We start from the raw sequence: 17,348 nt of genomic DNA on the forward strand, positions 1-17,348 counted from the left end.
AACGCGGGTTTTATTTTTTCTGAGCCGCTTCTTTTTTATTGACGGCGGCTTTATCTCGAAGTTTCTGTATCTGGTCAATAATTACTTCGTCTCCGTCATTCAGGCCGGATGTGATAATCCAGTCAGTACCCTGCCAGCGGCCAACCGTAACCGGTCTCTGACGCGCTTTTCCGTCACTGTAGACATAAACGCTGTAGGTGCCGTCCGAAAGCTGTCGAACCGCGCTCTGAGGAACGAGAAAGACGCCGTCCTGTTCACCGAGCGTGAGATGAACTGTGACGTATTGTCCCGGAAGTAAACCGCTGCTTTGCGGAATCACAGCGCTTAGAGAACGCGCACCGGTTTCCGGGTCGATCTGCGTGGCGGTGAATTCAATAACGGCCGGTGTCTCCTGCCCGTTTCTGTCATCAACGACAGAAACCGGAGAATAATCATTCACGGAGTATCCGTGCAGATCGTTGTCACTCAGAGAGAATCGAACTTTAAGCAAATTGTCCTGTGTGATATCGGTAAGCGCAGTGGAGTTAGCGCTTACTAACGCACCCGGATTCACTAAGGCTCGGCCTGCAATACCGTCGACAGGGGCCTTAACCTCTGTATATCCAAGCGTGATTTCCGCCTCTCTTTGTTTGGCCTGAGCCGCCTGCAGATTCGCTTTGCACAAAGCGAGTTCGCTGACAGCGTCGGTATATTCCTTCTCGCTGACCGCTTCCGATTTATGCAGCTTGGTGTAGCGGGCGGCTTCTCGAGAAGCCTTTGCTAGACTGACCTCAGCCTGAGCAACCGCGGCTTTTGCGCTTTGCAGCGCGGCATCAAAGGGTGCCGGATCAATCGTGAAGAGTTTGTCGCCTTTTTTTACGAGCGCGCCTTCCGTATAGTCTCTGGAAATAATCGGCCCGGTTACCTGAGGATAAACAATCACGGCCTGCTGACCTTCCGTCTGGCCGAAAAGATCGACGACATAGGGCTGGCTGCCTGAGACTGCCGTGAGCGTGGTCACGGTCAGCTGAGTCTGCTTAGGGGCACTCGCTTTTTTTTCTCCGCAGCCGCCGAGCGCGAACAGAACGGCTAGGGAACAAAGAATGATTGAGGTCGGCTTGAGAAAATGCATTTTTTATTTCGGATCCATCCTGATAGTTTAAAGATAACCGAAAGCCGTAGAACTTTGTACTGAAGCTCTCGGGATATCCCCAACAACATTCTGAAATATAAACATTATTTTTCAAAAAAATCGCTTATTCGACGACGTCGGCGTGGCGGATCTGTCCCGTCAGGCGGCTGAGAATCCAGAAAGCGATGGAGACGGCGGTGCAGATTGCAAGAGAGACGGACATTTTCACGAGTGAGCCGAAGAGCAGCGGAGCGATCAGACCTGAGATCACGGCAAAGACGACCGTCTGGCAGAACGCTACGAGCGAGCTTGCCAGACCAAGGGTCTTGGGACGCATGCTGAGTGACATGATCGTCATGCCCGGACGGGCAATGGACATGCCGAAAATGCACAGCGTGACTGGGAAGAACATGTAAGGTACGCCCAAATAGTCGTCCAGCCAAATCGAACAGGCCAGGTCGGCAGCTGCGCCGATGGTCATAAAGGTCAGACCGAGATTGACAATCAGGGGCGTCGAGAATTTACGCGCGAGTCGGCCCGAAAGCCAGCTGCCGAAAACCGTACCGGAAATCATTGGGATGAACAGCCAGCCGAACTGCGTGACCGGCATGCCGAGGATTTTGACAATGATGTTGCTTGCGCAGGCGATATAGGTTGCCTGACCGCCAAAGGAAAGTCCGGTGCTGAAAGCGGCAAACATGAAGGACTTGTCTTTTAACGTATCCCGATACTGTTCGGCAAGATTTTTGAAATTCACCGGCTGACGTTTCTCAGGCGGAAGGCTCTCAGGAAGTGCGCGCCAGGTCAGCAAGATCATAGAGGCGGCGTACAGCATTATGAACACGAAAACAAAACGCCAGCCTAAGTGGTCCGAGATAGCGCCGCCGAGAATCGGAGCGATCGCAGGCGCAAGCGAGAAAACCATCGCAATATTAGCCATGAGCTGCTGAGCGGTTGATCCGCCGTACAAGTCCCGCACGACGGCTTGTCCGATCACAATACCGGCTCCCGCGGTTAGTCCCTGCAGCCCTCGGGCAATCAGCAGACATTTGAAATTCGGCGCGCAGGCCGCAAAAAGAGACGAGCCGAAAAACAGCATGAGTCCGCCGATGATAATCGGCTTGCGGCCGAACATATCGGAGAGCGTTCCGTAGATGAGCGTCATGACCGCAAAGGTAATCAGATAGATGGAAAGCGTCTGCTGAACCAGCGCCTCCGGTGTGCCGAACTCGACTTCAATTTCCTGAAAGCTCGGCAGATAAGTGTCTGTAGCAAAAGGGCCGATCATACCGAGACCGGCCAGCGTAATAGTGACAAGCCAAATAGAGTTCTTTTTATTCATATGCGTGATTTGAGATTTATGGTGAGAATTGTAATCGTTACGGACAGGGATAAAAAAGACCCGAATAATTTCGGGTCTCTGTACTGCACGGGTTTAAATCAGCCTCTGATTAAGAAGATGCCGATGATGACCCAGAGGAGAAGGAAGATCGTGTCGATGGACATGAGAACGATCGGAGTCCAGCCGACTTCTTTCAGTTTGCCGAGCGAGGTCTTAAGGCCGAGGGCGGAAATTGAAATCAGAATAAAGAGTCTGGAGATTTCGCCCAGCGCGTTGGAAACTTTGACCGGAATAACGCCAAAGCAGTTCAAAGCGGCAAGTGCGATAAAGCCGAGCAGGAACATCGGAATATTCTTGTACCAGGGCTTTGCCTTTTCCTCTTCTTCACGGTGCTGTTTATTTGCGAAGATAAACATGAAGATAATCAGGATCGGGATCAAAAGCGCGACACGAATCATCTTCGTCAGACTCGCGATCTCAAGCGCGTCCGGTCCGATCATGGCGCCCGCACCGACCACCTGGGCGACGTCATGAATGGTGCCGCCGAGGAAAATACCCGCGTCCACATGATTGAATCCGCACCACTGGGAAATGAACGGATAAAGCACCATCGCAAGCGTTGAGAGCGCAGTCACGGTAACAACAATCGCAAGAAGCGCCTGTTCACGAAGCTGTTTTTTATCCAACGTCGCCGAAAGCGCAATCGCGGCGGAGGCGCCGCAAATCGCAGTAGCGGCAGCCGCTAAGGTACCTTCGGTAATCGGCCACTTGGAAAAGCGTGTGATAAACGCGCCGAAAAGCAGGGTGGCAAAGACGCCTCCGATAATCATACAGAGCAGCGCGGGCGAGAGAAGTCCGAGTTGGTCGGCGGTGATTTTGGCGCCGAGCAGACCGACACCCCAGCGCAAAATCGTGGTGGAGCTGAAATTGATGCCGGCAAGCGTTCTCTTATCCTCAGAAAGGAAATGAAAAGCCATACCGATCAAAAGCGCGAAAAGAACTGCAGGACCGCCGTAGTGCTCAGAGACAAACAGCGATGCAGCGCCGATGATGACGGCCATCAGGGTCCCGCGCCAACGGGTTTCCAACCAGGTTTTTAAATTTGTTTTTTCAGACATTCGCATAAATCCTTAGTCTTGCCCTCCAACCATTGCGCTGTTCTCTCGTCGAGGAAGGGAGACAAAGTGTCTCGAACAGTCTGATGGTAGGAGTTGAGCCAACGTACTTCTTCGGGTGAAAGAGCTCCGACATTGACAGCCCGGAGATCTATCGGGCAAAGGGTCAGAGTCCTGAACCTGAGGAAACGACCGAACTCATTTTCGGCGGTCAGCTCATTGGCAAGGAGGTTTTCTATGCGGATACCCCATTTTCCGGGACGGTAGAGTCCGGGCTCATCGCTCGTGACCATTCCCGGGAGCATGGCGCTGTATCTGGATATCAAGCTGTCCCCGACATTGATTCTCGGATAACTAATCCTTTGCGGTCCCTCGTGTACATTAAGGAAAAAACCTACACCGTGTCCTGTCCCATGCCCAAAATCGGCAGTATTTTGCCAAATCGGACGACGGGCGATCGCGTCAATTGCCTGTGAGGAAACGCCTTCGGGGAAAATTGTTGTTGCAAGACAAATAGTTGCACGCAAAACAGATGTGTAGTCTGCTTTCATCTGTTCGCCCGCTTCACCGACCAAAATGGTACGGGTGATATCAGTGGTTCCTTCAGCGAACTGAGCGCCCGAGTCAATCAAAAGGAAACCGCTGCCTTCGATTTTCGCACCTCTGCCCTCAGGCTGATAGTGCGGCAGAGCGGCATTGGGGCCGAATGCTGAAATCGTCTCGAAGCTGAGCGAAACAAAGCCCTCAAGCTCGCTTCGGAATTCATTTAACTTCTCAGCCGCGTCCGCTTCAGTCAGACCCTCATGGATGTGATCGTCAAGCCAGGCGTAAAAGCGCACGAGTGCAACGCCGTCTTTAATCATGGCTTTTTGAATCAGCTCAATCTCCTCGGGTGTCTTTTGGGCTTTAAGAAGTTCAATGGGATTGATATCCTCAATCACCCTGACGTGCTCCGGAAAGATTTCAAAGAGCGAAGCATTGAGTTCTTCAGGATCGGCTAAAACGGTACACGGATCAGAGTTCGAGAGAATTTTTTCGATTTCTTCAATCGCGCCCTGATAATTGCAGAGGGTTACGCCGTCCTGCTCGAGTTTTGTGCGCAGCTCCGGTTTGATTTTGTTCAGCGCGGCAAAGAGAAAGGCTTTTTGATCGCTTCCGATCAGCGCGTAGGAATAGAAGACCGGATTGCAGGGGACGTCAGAGCCTCTGAGATTAAAAACCCAAGCGATATCGTCGAGTTTGGACGTTAAAAGCCAATCGGCGTTTTTTTCTTTGAGGGCTTTTGCGGCAGCGGCAAGTTTCTGAGCGCGGTTTCTCGGAGAGACGGAGTGCTCGTAAATTTCCGTGCAGGCCGCCTGAGGCCGGTTATCCCAAATCACGGCCGCAGGATCCGAGTGCAGAATTGAAAGAAAGAGCTTCTTTTCTCTGAGTTCCGAGGATAATTTGTTCACAGCTGCTTTCGAGATGTTTTCTCCGAAGATGCCGATCACGCAGTCGCTTGCGCAGTTTTGAGCAAGCCAATCGGCGATCGCCTTTGCATAGGAGCAGTTCAGACGAACTAATTCGATTTCTGTCCCTTCGAGCTGCCTTTGCGCCTGCTCCCAATAGCGGGAGTCTGTCAAAAGCGCGCAGCGATCCGATGTGACCACAAGGGTGCCGGCGGAACCCGTAAATCCGGAGAGCCACTTGCGCAGCGCATAATGTTCGCCCACATACTCGGAAGCATGCGGGTCGGCTGTGGGAACGATCCAGCCGTTAAGCCCTAAGTTCTGAAAAAAAGAACGAAGTTTGCTGAGCCGCACGGCTGTCATGCTGTCCACTGCCGGATCCTCCTAAAACAATTAATAGACTTTGCGCATGGTCACGGTCAGCTGAGAGCCGCTTTCTTCACTATCGACTTCCTGATGACCGATACGGATGGTTTCCACTCTCCAGCCCGCGTCGCGAAGCTCGTTCATGGTCGCGACCACGTCCAGGTCGGGGCATTCAAATGAGAAACCGCCGAGCTTCATGCCGGCGGAGAACAACCCGGTTCCTTTGCAGACGGCCTGAGTTCTCAGCGGCGCGTCAATCAGAGGGTCGAGTCCATCTCTATCGGCTTTCGCTTCAAAAGGGGAGCGGTGCGACGGAGCAGAGGTACAGCCTGCGAGAATCGCCGCGGCAAGCGCCGCGGTGAGAAGAAGAATGCGTTTAACCATTTAATTTCTTATCCAAAAGACGACGGTGCATGGTTCTTAAAGCATGTTCCGTGGCCTCCCAGTCAATACACGCATCGGTCACGGACACGCCGTATTTCAGCTGACTCAGATCATCCGGAATCTTCTGATTGCCGGCAAAGAGGTTGCTTTCCAGCATAACGCCGCAAATCGCCCGGCTGCCGTTGATGACCTGTGTGATGACGTCGCGCAGCACGAAGGGCTGCAGGTCCGGATTCTTCATGCTGTTGGCGTGAGAGCAGTCGATAATGAGGCGCGATGCGACGCCCGCTTTCTTCAAAGCCTCTTCGGCAAGCATGACGCTCACCGTGTCAAAGTTCGGACGTCCGCCGCCGCCTCTGAGAACGAGGTGGCTGTAGCGATTGCCCTTAGTGCGGACGATGGAACTTCTGCCGTCTTCATAAATACCCAGGAAGAAATGGCCCTGACGACTCGCTTTGACCGCATTAATTGAGGAATCAAGCTGACCGTCGGTGCCGTTTTTAAAGCCGACCGGTGCGGAAAGCCCGCTCGCCATTTCTCTGTGCGTCTGACTTTCTGTGGTTCGCGCGCCGATAGCATACCAGCTGACCAGCTCGCCGAGGTACTGCGGACCGAACGGATCGAGCGCTTCAGTGGCGACCGGAAGACCCATTTCATTGATCTTGATCATCAGTTCGCGTGCCCGCAGCATGCCTTCGGCCATCTTGAACGAGTTGTCCATGTGCGGATCATTGATAAAGCCTTTCCATCCGGTGACGGTACGCGGCTTTTCAAAGTAGACGCGCATCACAGGCAGAATGGTTTCGGAAACATGCTCGGACAGCTTCAGAAGTCTCTCCGCATATTCGAGCGCGGCCTTCGGGTCGTGGATCGAGCACGGACCGGTAATGACAAGAAGCCGATCGTCGATATTGTCGAGAATCTTCTTAATGTCTGTTCTGCTTCTATTGACGGTTTCAGCTGCCGCCTCGGTCAAAGGAGCAAGACGCTTGATTTCTGCGGGAGAGGGCATCGGAGAAAATCCTTCAATATTGATGTCTTCTAAAGAAAATCCCGCTTGAATTTTTACTTCGTTCAGATCTGGAGTCTTCATAACCTATTGTTCGTCGATTTGTCTTTTAGCTGAACTTCAATTCTAAGAGGATAGGCACACCCTGCCCGAATTCTGAAGAAGGAATTGTTAAATTTGCTGTTTTCCTGACTTTCTCGGAGCGGACCTGCGAGAATTCTTTGCGGGACGACGCTTCTGGGACGCACGCTTAATCGCTTTTTTCTTGGGCGGCTCCTGCTGAGGTTCGTTCTCTTTCGAGTAGTCCATTCCGGGAAAATCGGTCAGGCGAAGCGGCTTCTTAATGAATTTCTCGATCGCTTTAAGGCGGTCAAGCTCTTCGGAGGACACAAGAGAGAAAGCCTGTCCGCTTTCTCCCGCGCGTCCGGTTCGGCCGATTCTGTGGACATAGTCTTCTGCCTGCTGAGGCAGCTCATAATTTACAACCTGAGGCAGCTTTTCAATATCGAGACCTCTGGCAGCGATATCGGTCGCGACCAGAATCGGCAGTTCGTGATTCTTGAATTCTTTCAGCGCGGTGGTTCTTGCCGCCTGAGACTTATCGCCGTGAATCGCGCGCGCCTTCAGGCCGTCTTTGGTGAGCTGCCGGCAGAGTTTATCTGCGCCGTACTTCGTGCGTGTGAAAACCAGCACCTGATCCAAGCCGTTGTCGACGATCAGATCGCGGAGCGCAGTATGCTTTTCTGATTTGGGAACGCGGTAGAGCGTCTGATGAACTGAGGCGGCATCCTGATTTCTTGCGATTTCAACTGATCTCGGCTCTTTCAGGAAGTCGCCTGCGAGTTTGCGGATTTCCAGAGAGAACGTTGCGGAAAACAGCAGTGTCTGACGATCTTGCGGGAGCGCTTTGACGATTCTCTTCAGATCCGGCAGAAACCCCATGTCGAGCATGCGATCCGCTTCATCAAGAATCAGTGTATGCGTCTGAGAGAGATCTGCCATTTTCTGGCTCATCAGATCAAGGAGTCGGCCCGGGGTAGCCACGAGAAAGTCGAGCCCTTTAGCGATAGCGGCTTTCTGCGGGTTGATGCCGACCCCGCCAAAGACAACGGCCGATCGAATGTTCATGTGCGCGCCGAGCTGGTCAATCGTCTCAAGCACCTGAGCGGCAAGCTCACGAGTCGGAGTGAGAATCAGAACTCGAGCAGACTTCTTTTGATACTTTGTGGGATTTTCCGCGATATCCTGAAGAAGCGGCAGAACAAACGCGGCGGTTTTCCCGGTTCCGGTCTGAGCTGCCGCAAGAAGATCGTGTCCGTCTCGGACTAAAGGGATCGCCTTAACTTGGATCGGCGTCGGTTTTGTGAAACCGCTGTCTTCGATCGCCCGGACAATCAGCGGATGGAAATTAAATGCTTTAAATGAGTCTGACAATTGAACACCTCCAAACGCATTAGAGTGTATCGCAGCGGGAGGGGCTCAAACTGAGGGAGACCCCGAGTTCGGGTAATAAGAAAGGTATAGATTGGTAAAACTAAATAACCGAAATCAATTGGAGGTTAGGTAAATGTTTGGTATTGATACGCAAGATCTGAAAGAACTGAAGATTGTGGACGTAAAAGTCGGTACCGGCGCTGTTGCGACACCCGGTGAACTGGTTCGCGTTCACTACACCGGCTGGCTGGAAGACGGAACAAAGTTTGATTCGAGCGTCGACCGCAATCAGCCGTTTGAATTTCCGCTCGGCGCCGGATATGTGATCCAGGGCTGGGATAAGGGCGTTGACGGAATGAGAGTCGGCGGAATCCGCCGTCTGTTTATTCCGGCCCAGTACGGATACGGCTCCAGAGGCGCCGGTGATGTGATTCCGCCGAATGCGACTCTGATTTTTGAAGTTCAGCTTCTTGGCGTCAAAGACAAAGGCAAATGGCAGCTGGCAGAAGACGTGATTGAGCCGGTTTCCGCTCCGAACGTCGCTAAGTAACCATTTACTTTCAACAAAAAATCCCGGTCGCGCGCCGGGATTTTTTTGTTAGGGCCTGATGAGCTAGATTTCTTCAGCCTTAAAGATAGTGCTCGGTGTGAGGATTTCCTTCTGAGCGTCAATGAGCGGCAGATCTAAGTCATTGTCAGGCGCGGCGCTGACCAGACCGTAAAGCGTACTGACAGCGCCTTCAAGGGCCGCTTTGGCGGAATGCGTGTTGAGATAAATACCGAAAGAAGAAGCGGCGAAGACATCTCCCTGGCCGTTGGGCACGGCCTTCTGAGAGATAAACGGCGTGCGCACCGTCCAGGCTTTGTCAGCCGTGACGGCAAGCGTCTCAATGAACCCCTGCGGAACGTCCTTGGTCAGCAGGCTGGTCACAAAAACGACTTTGCATCCTTTTTCAATAAACAGATTTCTTGCCGCTTCCACTGCATCCTGACGCGAAACAACGGGGCGTCCAAGCAGAAGCTCCAATTCAAACTGGTTCGGCGTAGTGATGTCTGCAAGTCCGTTCAGGAAATGCGCTTTCATGAATTCCGGAATTCCGGGACGAACAAACACGCCCGAGTCCGTGTCGCCCATCACAGGGTCGCACAGCCATATGGCGTTCGGATTCACTCGTTTGATCTCTTCGGCTAAATGAAGGACAACTTTGCCGATGCCTGCGTCACCTAAGTAGCCCGAGAGCAGTCCTTCGCATTTTGGCAGTACGCCAAGCTCTCTGACACCTTCAATGACTTCTTCAATCATTTCGGCGGTAAACACCTGACCTCTCGTCTGAGGATGACCGGTGTGATTGGAAAATTCGACCGTGTTGATGACGATCGGTGTAAATCCTCTCAGCTGCAGAGGGAAGACTGCGGCGGAATTTCCGACAAAGCCGAAGGCGACATGGGACTGAATGGTGAGTACAAAACGCGGCATCTTGAACAACTATGGAGTAATCGAATCTATAGGAATCATATAGACAATACCTAGGTTGTTTCGCATTTTCCGTACAATTTTCCGCAAGTTAGGCAAAGACGCCTAATGCACCCAACACGCCGCCCGCGGCGATCAGAAGGATGAGCGGAAACTTTGTGCGCCACACGATCAGTGTCACGACGGCTGCCCAGCAGACGGACTTCCAGTTGGTCAGATCTCCGCTGAGGAGCAGATAGGCGGTTGCAAAGAGCAGGCCGATGGCGACGGGTGCCATGCCGGACTTGTAGGCGCGGACAAGATAACTTGTCTTGTGTTCGCGCACGTAACGTCCGGCCGCAACCGCTATCAAAGAAAAAGGAATTGCTGTTCCGCTGAGCGTGGCAAGCGCGCCGAGAGGTCCGCACGCCGCCCATCCGAGTACGCCCGCGATCAGCATATTGGGGCCGGGAAGCGACTGCCCGAAAGCGACCGTCTTGGCAAACTGCTCCGGAGTGAGCAGCGCGGCAGTGTCGACAAGGTACGAATACATACCGGGAAGTGTGGCCATGAAGCCGCCGATCGCCATTATGGAGATGAGCGCAAAGTGAATGAACAGTCCAGCAAAAAGAGAGGCGGGAATCATTTGTGATGCTCCTCGACTTTAAGGAAACGGTACCAGGCCCAAAGCGAGAGCGGAATACCGAGAATCGGCAGAATGAAAAGCATGGAGATTTTCATGACGCCGACCGTGACGAATGTCAGTACAAGGCCGAGGATCCAGACAGGCGGTGTAATGATATTTTCCCGACAGTTATAGACGAGCTTGAGCGCGGCTCCCGCGACCATTCCGGCAGCGGAAGCGGCCATGCCGACAAGCGCCTGAGAGACAAGAGGGTTGTCGGAAAACTGCTGATAAAAAACGAAGACGCTCAGCATCAGCGTGCCGGGGACTGAGACCATGCCGAGAAAAGAGGCGAGCGCGCCTTTCCAGCCGAAATTGCGGTCACCGATCAGGATGGTCAGAATCATGATGTTCGGCCCGGGAAGTACCTGCGAGACGGTCAGCAGATCCAGGAACTGCGACTGGGTGAGCCATTTTTTCTGATCCACGAGAAACTGCTGAGCGATTGCAGTTGATCCGCCGAAGGCCTGAAGCGCCATCAGCGTGAAAGAGATATAGAGGTCCCAGCAGTTTTTGGGGCGGCAGATGAGACTGTCGGGACTAATGTCGGAAGCGGACATATCAATAGGACTGTTTGGAAGAGAGCCTATTATTATGGTTCGCGCTAAACACTAAAAAAGAATTTGACGTTTAAAAATATGGGAATCCTGCGGCCTGCAGCAGCTGTACAGTTTCCATTTGAGGCAGCCCCATGATGCCGGAATAACTTCCGCAGATCTTTTCTACAAACGCGCCGGCTTTGCCCTGTATGCCGTAGGCGCCGGCTTTATCCATCGGTTCTCCGGTTGCGATGTAGGCAAGAATCTCCGCTTTTGTCAGCGGTCTGAATGTGACGTATGAGCGGGAAAGCGCTTCAAGCTTCATGTCATGCGAGACCGCGATCGCAACGGCGGTCAGCACTTCATGGGTTTTACCGCTGAACGCGGATAGAAAATCGTACGCCTGCTGCGTGTTTTCCGGCTTACCGTAAATGATGCCGTCCATGACGACGGTAGTATCGGCAGCGAGCACCGGGTGTACCGGCAGGCCGAGCCGGCTGAGTTCCTTAAAGCCCCATACAGACTTTTCCGAAGCGATTCTCTGAACGTAGTGATCCGCGCTTTCGTGTTCCAGCACATTTTCATCCACCGAGTCCGGCTGATCGCTCAGAAGCGTTTCAAAGCGATAGCCCCAGCGGGTGAGCAGCTCCTTTCTGCGGGGAGACTTGGACGCTAAATAGAAGTACGTCACGATCGTTAAGCTCGATGATAGGGATGGTTATGCAGAAGCGACCAGCTGCGGTAGAGCTGCTCGAGCAGCAGAACCCGCGCCATGGCGTGCGGAAGCGTGAGAGAAGAAAGCCGCAGCATGTATGAGCACTCGGCTTTCAGATTTGGATCGATCCCGTCAGCGCCTCCGATAATGAAAGCGATAGGGCGTCCCTGATCTCCCCATTTATTAATTTGCTGCGCAAGTTTCTGACTGGTCAGGTCGTGACCTCGCTCGTCCATGATTACGATAATCGCGTCACGCGGAATCGACGCGCGGATTCTCTCGGCTTCGGCTTCCATTACCTTAGGAATGGATTTGGTGTTTCGGTCTTCCGCCTTTACGGTTTTCAATTCAACCTTCCAGTCCGAAGGGAAGCGATGCAGATAGTCTTCGGAGGCCTCGGAAGCCCAGGCGGGCATTTTCAGGCCGACGGCGATAACGGTGATTTTCATGGTTGGACGCGATTCGGACGAAATTAAGCCTGAGCGCTTTCTTCTTCGAGGAGCTTCATGCGAACGGGATTGCCGCCCCAGAGTTCCTCCAGGTTGTAATAAGCGCGCAGCGTCGGCTGCATGATGTGAACGATGGCGCTTCCGCAGTCAACAAGCACCCATTCTCCGGTTTCAAGACCTTCGATGCCGACTGCTTCGCCGCCGTTCTCCTTCACTTCCATGAACACATGATGGCCGAGGGCGCGGGTCTGACGGTTCGAGTTGGCCGTAGCGACAATAACACGGTCAAAGAGAGCTGTCTGCTTGGAGGTGTTGAAGACCTTGATGTCCTGAGCTTTAACGTCCTCTAAAGCGTTGACAATGACTCTCTGAAGTTTGCGAATATCCATATATAAGTAGCCTTTTCTATTGACGAGGTTTCGTGTTTGTCGGGCAGAAACTGCTCGTCTTATTAATTCTGAACATAAACGAGATATTCTAAACATAGACGGTCGAACGAAACGCCGGAATTGAAACAAAAACTAAAATTCTCTGAATAATCAGACAAGTACCCGGAAATTCGCATTGATATAATTTTCAGCCTAAACACCATAGCGCTCAGACCATGTTTTTACTTTTTCCTTCGCTTTTTCTGGCGATTTATTCTATATGCAGCGGCGTTCTGCCTCTGAAAGTCTCTTGGCTGTGGAAGGCTGTGCTTTCGCTCATCATTTTGGCGATCGCTCTGAAATATCAGGCCTACTCCATCGGAGGAGGAACGTTTTTTGAGCCCTTTGTTAAGGGTAAGGCACTGCTTATTTATGAAGCGCTTTACGGCGCCTTAGTTGTTTTGACGGCTCTTCTTTTCTTCAAAGACGTTTGCTCTCTTGCACTGTGGCTCTTGAAAAAGTGGGGCGTTTCGGTCGGTTTCAGCTTTAACAACAACACGATGCTTGCTGTGCTGATGGCCGTATCGGCAGCTGCGGGCTTTTGGGGTATGTGGGAAGCGATTCGCGTTCCCGATGTAAGAGCAGTCACACTTAAAGTTAAAGGGCTGCCGGCTGCCTGGAAGGGTACAAAGATCGTTCAGCTGAGCGATCTGCACATCGGACCCGTGCAGGGTGCTGAGTGGCTGAGCGAAGTGGTGAAGAAAACCAACGCACTTCACCCAGACATGGTACTGATTACCGGAGACTTTATCGACGGAAGCGTGCCGAAAACTCTTTTTAAGCTCGAGCCTTTAAAGGAGCTGAAAACCAAGTACGGTGTTTACGCGATCCCGGGCAACCATGAATACTATTCCGGTTACGCCAACTGGATGAAAGCACTGTCTCAGCTGGGGCTGAATATGCTTCAGAATCAGAGTGCGGTTTTGAAGAAAAACGAGGCGGCTCTGATTGTGGGAGGAACGACAGACCTGGGTGCCTCCCGATTCGGATTAGAGGGGCCTGATTTGAAAAAGACGTTTGCCGGCACACCCGAGAATGCGACTAGAATTTTGCTGACGCATCAGCCGAAAACGACCAGCGGCAGCAGCGAGCGCGTGGACTTGCAGCTTTCGGGACATACGCACGGCGGGCATATTTTCTTCATGTATCCGATCCTTGCCTACTTTAATGACGGTATGGGTTCCGGCGCATACCAAAGATCCGATAAATTGGTTTACGTCAATCGCGGAACCGGCTTATGGAACGGCTTTTCAATTCGTATCGGTGTTCCCTCGGAAATCACCGGCATAACTTTGGAGTAGTTCAGTCAAATAGAACGAAGAACAGACCCGCGTCAAGCGGGGCTCTTAGTTTTCGGCGCGGTAAAGGCCGTGTTCAAGAATGTATTGGTGAATTTGAGCGCTGAGCCCGGGAATCGGCCGATCGCGGGTCATTTCATTTGCGAGGGCTCTGCGGATTTGAGTGGAAGAGTAGGCGGCCGGTTCAAATTTTGCGACGCAGATTGAACCGGACGGCTCTTCGGAGCAGGCCGCGTCACTTGGCGGAACAATGGGAAATTTATCTCCGTAGGGATTCTCGCCCAAGCTGCCGTCCCGGGTGACAACAAATAAATTGGCCAGCAAAGGAAACTTTTGCCAGAGAATCCACGTCGTGAGGTTTTTCCACTGATCGCTGCCCATGACAAAAAAGATAGGAGTTTGCTCTCCGTATTCCCGTCTGAATGAGTAGAGCGTGTCAATGCTGTAGGAAGGGCCGCCTCGGGTCAGCTCTCTTGTGTCGGCGACCAGCTGATCTCTATAAGGTTCAAGCGCGGTCTCAAGCATGCGGAGCCGGTCTTCTTCGCCTGCTCTGGCGGTTTTTTGCCAGGGACGCGTCGGAACATAGAAGAGTTTGTCGAGCGAGAGCTCACGCACGGCATCGAGTCCCATTTCAACATGGGACTCATGAATCGGATCAAAGGTACCACCGAAAATTCCGATGCGCAAAGCTATTTATCCTTGAATTCAATTTCAACAGAGAACAGCTTAAGGATTTTCTGTTTGTCGTTGAGCTCGGCGCCTAAAAAACCGTAACGAAGATTAAAACGATCCTGAGCTTTGTTCGCAAACCAGAACTTCCAGGGAGAGTCTTCCTCAGAGGCGCTCATCTGAGGAAGATTTTCTTTCTTCATTGCTGCCGCTGAAAGCGTGGTCCCGATCCGCAGGGGGCCGAAAGAGACATCCTGAAAGTTTTCCGCAAGGGCCGGACAAAGCTCACCGTCTTCTGTTACTGCTTCAGCTCGGGCTTCGGAAATCTGTCCGCGGGGGCCGACAATCAGCCAGATATTCTGTCCGATATAAACCGGTTCTTGTTCTTCGTCCGCTTTCTTTCTGCGCTTTGGTTTCGGAGCGTACGGATCGCTCTGAAGAGGAGCCGAGTAGCAGAGATAGTCCGTTCTATCGGGCAGGTGGTGCAGTTCTCCGCCGAACACTTTGGTGACAACTGAGAGCGGCGTTTGATCGAGAATGACCGGGAAATCGCCGAAGTTAATGACCGCTGCGGGATTTTCTTCGAGCGTAAATGTAGGAGAGTTAAGGCCCTCCGGGTAATTGAAGGGCCTCGGCGTGTTGTCCTGCGGATAAGGGGCGGGCAGAGGCGATGTGGTCTGCGCGAAGCAGGCCGCAGCCGAGCCCGCGATCAATGAAGCAGCAAGGGCAAACGTTGCAAATTTCATAAAGATTAGAGCGCTCTGTGTCCGATGTCTTTGCGGTACTGCATTCCGTCGAAACGGATCTTTTCCGCGGCGCTGTAGGCTTTGTCCTTAGCGCTGCGAAGCGTATCGCCGAGACCGACGACGCAGAGTACGCGGCCGCCGCTTGTCAGCAGGTTGCCGTTTTCATCGAGTTTTGTGCCCGCATGGAACGTCATGCTGTCCTCGGTCGGCGCTTCGATGCCTGTGATGACATCGCCCTTGCGCGGAGATACCGGATAGCCGTGAGAGGCAAGTACGACTCCGAGCGCGCTGCGCGGATCCCACTCGGCAATGACTTTGTCGAGCGTGCCGTTAATGCCGGCTTCAACAAGCGCCGGGAAATCGCTCTTTAAGCGCGACATGATCGGCTGTGTTTCAGGATCACCGAAACGGCAGTTGAATTCAAGCGTTTTGACTGTCGGTTTACCGTCAGAATCGCGGTCAATCATGAGGCCGGCGTAAAGGAAGCCTGTAAAGACGGTGCCGTCTTCCTTCATACCTCGGACGGTCGGAAGAATGATCTGATCCATCACGAGTTGGTAGACTTCGTCGGTTACGACCGGTGCGGGAGAGTAGGCGCCCATGCCGCCGGTATTGGGGCCTTCGTCGGCGTCAAGCAGGCGTTTGTGGTCTTGGCTTGTCGCCATCGGAAGCACGTGCTCTCCGTCCACCATCACGATAAAGCTCGCTTCCTCGCCGGTGAGGTATTCCTCGATAACGATGCGGGCGCCGGCAGAACCGAGTTTGTTGTCCTGAAGCATGAAATCAACAGCTTCATGGGCATCCTCCTCAGTCATTGCGACAACGACGCCTTTTCCGGCGGCAAGGCCGTCGGCTTTAATGACGATCGGAGCGCCTTTTGCACGCACATACGCATGTGCGGCTTCCGCGTCTGTGAAGGTTTCATAATCAGCCGTCGGAATCCCGTGGTGTTTCATGAAAGCTTTGGCAAAATCCTTGGAGGATTCGAGCTGAGCGGCTTCTTTTGTCGGTCCGAAGATCGGCAGGTTTTTCTCTCTGAAGAGATTGACAACGCCTTTAGCCAAAGGAGCTTCCGGCCCGACGAGGGTGAAAGCGATGTCGTTGGAAGCGGCGAATTCTGCCAATTCCTTCAAGTCGGTGACTGCGAGGTTTTGGAGTTTTTTCGTCCGCGCGGTGCCGGCGTTGCCGGGCGCTACATAGACCGTCTCTACACGAGGCGATTGGGCAAGCCGCCATGCGAGTGCATGTTCTCGGCCGCCGCTGCCAATTACCAATAGCTTCATAAGGGATTCTCTCGGTTGATTATTGAGGGGTTTATTTATTCGATGACGGCGGTGGTGTACACCTGCTGAACGTCGTCCAGATCTTCAAGCGCGTCAAGCAGGCGCTGCATGCGTTCGCCTTCGTCGCCAGTAAGGACGGTTTCAGTGTCGCTGCGCCACGTGACTTCAGCTACTTCGGGTGTCCAGCCTTTATCTGCAAACGCTTTGTTCAGCGCTTCAAAAGCGGAAGGATCGCAGATGACCTCGATAGAGCCTTCATCTTCTTTGATTACGTCATCAGCTCCGGCGTCCAGAGCGACTTCCATGACTTCGTCTTCGCTCAGACCAGGCGCAAAAAGGAAGTAGCCGCAGTGCTTGAACATGAAAGAGACGCTGCCGTCTGTACCGAGATTGCCGCCGTTTTTGGAAAGGATATGGCGAACATCGGCAACGGTACGTGTACGGTTGTCGGTTGTGCAGTCAATGATGAGCGCAGCGCCGCCGACTCCGTATCCTTCGTAGCGAATTTCTTCGTAATTGGCGCCTTCGAGCTGGCCAGTACCCTTAAGGATGGCATTTTTAACGGTATCCTTCGGAACGTTGGCTCCGCGTGCCTTCAAAAGAGCAAGTCTGAGACGCGGATTCATGTCCGGGTCTCCGCCGCCCAAACGAGCGGCAACAATGATTTCACGAATTAATTTGGTCCAGATGTTGGAACGTTTTGCATCCTGACGGCCTTTTCTATGCTGAATATTGGCCCACTTGGAATGTCCTGACATTATTGAGTCCTTAAAGCTATAAAAGACAATCCTCCATTTTAGCAAATGGAGCCCTTATTCCTGTGTTTTTGCCGCTCGGGTCAGGCTCGAAACATCAGAAATTGAGTAACAAGCCG

At 52.8% G+C, this 17,348-nt stretch carries 17 protein-coding genes and 2 pseudogenes; 2 read left to right on the plus strand and 17 right to left on the minus strand.

The features are described 5' to 3' along the window. Positions 1–10: 10 nt before the first annotated feature. From NFR90_RS04180 to NFR90_RS04210, 7 genes are all read right to left on the minus strand, one after another. Positions 11–1,111, minus strand: coding sequence for an efflux RND transporter periplasmic adaptor subunit (locus NFR90_RS04180; RefSeq protein WP_251450942.1), 1,101 nt, complete (start codon positions 1,109–1,111; stop codon positions 11–13). A 124-nt stretch (positions 1,112–1,235) separates the two neighbouring features. Next, complete coding sequence (locus NFR90_RS04185; protein ID WP_160335361.1) at positions 1,236–2,453, minus strand: multidrug effflux MFS transporter; 1,218 nt, start codon at positions 2,451–2,453, stop codon at positions 1,236–1,238. 98 nt (positions 2,454–2,551) lie between these two features. After that, complete coding sequence (locus NFR90_RS04190; protein ID WP_160335362.1) at positions 2,552–3,571, minus strand: YeiH family protein; 1,020 nt, start codon at positions 3,569–3,571, stop codon at positions 2,552–2,554. Next, complete coding sequence (locus NFR90_RS04195) at positions 3,550–5,379, minus strand: aminopeptidase P family protein (protein WP_202074575.1); 1,830 nt, start codon at positions 5,377–5,379, stop codon at positions 3,550–3,552. Before NFR90_RS04195 ends, NFR90_RS04190 begins: the two co-directional genes overlap by 22 nt. Positions 5,380–5,409: 30 nt before the next feature. Continuing rightward, on the minus strand, positions 5,410–5,766 hold the full coding sequence (locus NFR90_RS04200) for a hypothetical protein (RefSeq protein ID WP_160335364.1): 357 nt from the start codon (positions 5,764–5,766) through the stop codon (positions 5,410–5,412). Beyond that, complete coding sequence (locus NFR90_RS04205; RefSeq protein WP_251450943.1) at positions 5,759–6,859, minus strand: 3-deoxy-7-phosphoheptulonate synthase; 1,101 nt, start codon at positions 6,857–6,859, stop codon at positions 5,759–5,761. The genes NFR90_RS04200 and NFR90_RS04205 overlap by 8 nt, the downstream gene beginning before the upstream one ends. Before the next feature lie 87 nt (positions 6,860–6,946). Beyond that, positions 6,947–8,209 carry a DEAD/DEAH box helicase gene (locus NFR90_RS04210; protein ID WP_160335365.1) on the minus strand — a complete coding sequence of 421 codons (1,263 nt, stop codon included), beginning with the start codon at positions 8,207–8,209 and terminating at the stop codon, positions 6,947–6,949. A 133-nt stretch (positions 8,210–8,342) separates the two neighbouring features. Between NFR90_RS04210 and NFR90_RS04215 the strand changes: the two are divergent. Further along, positions 8,343–8,687: pseudogene (locus tag NFR90_RS04215) on the plus strand (FKBP-type peptidyl-prolyl cis-trans isomerase); the annotation flags it as partial. A gap of 135 nt (positions 8,688–8,822) precedes the next feature. On the opposite strand, the gene pdxY reads toward NFR90_RS04215, so the two are convergent. The 6 genes and pseudogenes from pdxY to rsfS form a co-directional block, all read right to left on the minus strand. Then, positions 8,823–9,686 carry a pyridoxal kinase PdxY gene (gene pdxY / locus NFR90_RS04220; protein ID WP_251450944.1) on the minus strand — a complete coding sequence of 288 codons (864 nt, stop codon included), beginning with the start codon at positions 9,684–9,686 and terminating at the stop codon, positions 8,823–8,825. 88 nt (positions 9,687–9,774) lie between these two features. Further along, positions 9,775–10,308: a chromate transporter gene (locus NFR90_RS04225; protein WP_251450945.1), complete on the minus strand. Its 534-nt coding sequence runs from the start codon at positions 10,306–10,308 to the stop codon at positions 9,775–9,777. After that, positions 10,305–10,907 (minus strand): chromate transporter, encoded by a 603-nt coding sequence (locus tag NFR90_RS04230; protein WP_251450946.1) that lies wholly within the window; start codon positions 10,905–10,907, stop codon positions 10,305–10,307. The genes NFR90_RS04225 and NFR90_RS04230 overlap by 4 nt, the downstream gene beginning before the upstream one ends. Positions 10,908–10,977: 70 nt before the next feature. After that, on the minus strand, positions 10,978–11,577 hold the full coding sequence (locus NFR90_RS04235; protein WP_308645412.1) for a Maf family protein: 600 nt from the start codon (positions 11,575–11,577) through the stop codon (positions 10,978–10,980). A gap of 5 nt (positions 11,578–11,582) precedes the next feature. Beyond that, a complete protein-coding gene (rlmH, locus tag NFR90_RS04240) occupies positions 11,583–12,050 on the minus strand; it encodes a 23S rRNA (pseudouridine(1915)-N(3))-methyltransferase RlmH (RefSeq protein ID WP_251450947.1) in 468 nt (155 codons plus the stop codon). A 50-nt stretch (positions 12,051–12,100) separates the two neighbouring features. Further along, a pseudogene (gene rsfS, locus NFR90_RS04245) lies at positions 12,101–12,439 on the minus strand (ribosome silencing factor); the annotation flags it as partial. Positions 12,440–12,654: 215 nt separating this feature from the next. Between rsfS and NFR90_RS04250 the strand changes: the two are divergent. Further along, entirely contained in the window at positions 12,655–13,779 is a 1,125-nt protein-coding gene (locus tag NFR90_RS04250; protein ID WP_251450948.1) for a metallophosphoesterase, read from the plus strand. A 45-nt stretch (positions 13,780–13,824) separates the two neighbouring features. On the opposite strand, the gene nadD is transcribed toward NFR90_RS04250, so the two are convergent. Genes nadD through NFR90_RS04270 form a run of 4 tightly spaced genes read right to left on the minus strand, consistent with a single transcriptional unit; the run spans position 13,825 to position 17,232 of the window. Further along, positions 13,825–14,463: a nicotinate (nicotinamide) nucleotide adenylyltransferase gene (nadD, locus tag NFR90_RS04255; RefSeq protein WP_251450949.1), complete on the minus strand. Its 639-nt coding sequence runs from the start codon at positions 14,461–14,463 to the stop codon at positions 13,825–13,827. A gap of 2 nt (positions 14,464–14,465) precedes the next feature. Beyond that, entirely contained in the window at positions 14,466–15,191 is a 726-nt protein-coding gene (locus tag NFR90_RS04260) for a hypothetical protein (protein WP_160335373.1), read from the minus strand. A gap of 5 nt (positions 15,192–15,196) precedes the next feature. Continuing rightward, on the minus strand, positions 15,197–16,474 hold the full coding sequence (purD, locus tag NFR90_RS04265) for a phosphoribosylamine--glycine ligase (RefSeq protein WP_251450950.1): 1,278 nt from the start codon (positions 16,472–16,474) through the stop codon (positions 15,197–15,199). A 35-nt stretch (positions 16,475–16,509) separates the two neighbouring features. Then, a complete protein-coding gene (locus NFR90_RS04270) occupies positions 16,510–17,232 on the minus strand; it encodes a YebC/PmpR family DNA-binding transcriptional regulator (protein ID WP_251450951.1) in 723 nt (240 codons plus the stop codon). Positions 17,233–17,348 lie beyond the last annotated feature (116 nt).

The organism is Parasutterella muris (assembly GCF_943193095.1).
Lineage (GTDB): Bacteria > Pseudomonadota > Gammaproteobacteria > Burkholderiales > Burkholderiaceae_F > Parasutterella > Parasutterella muris.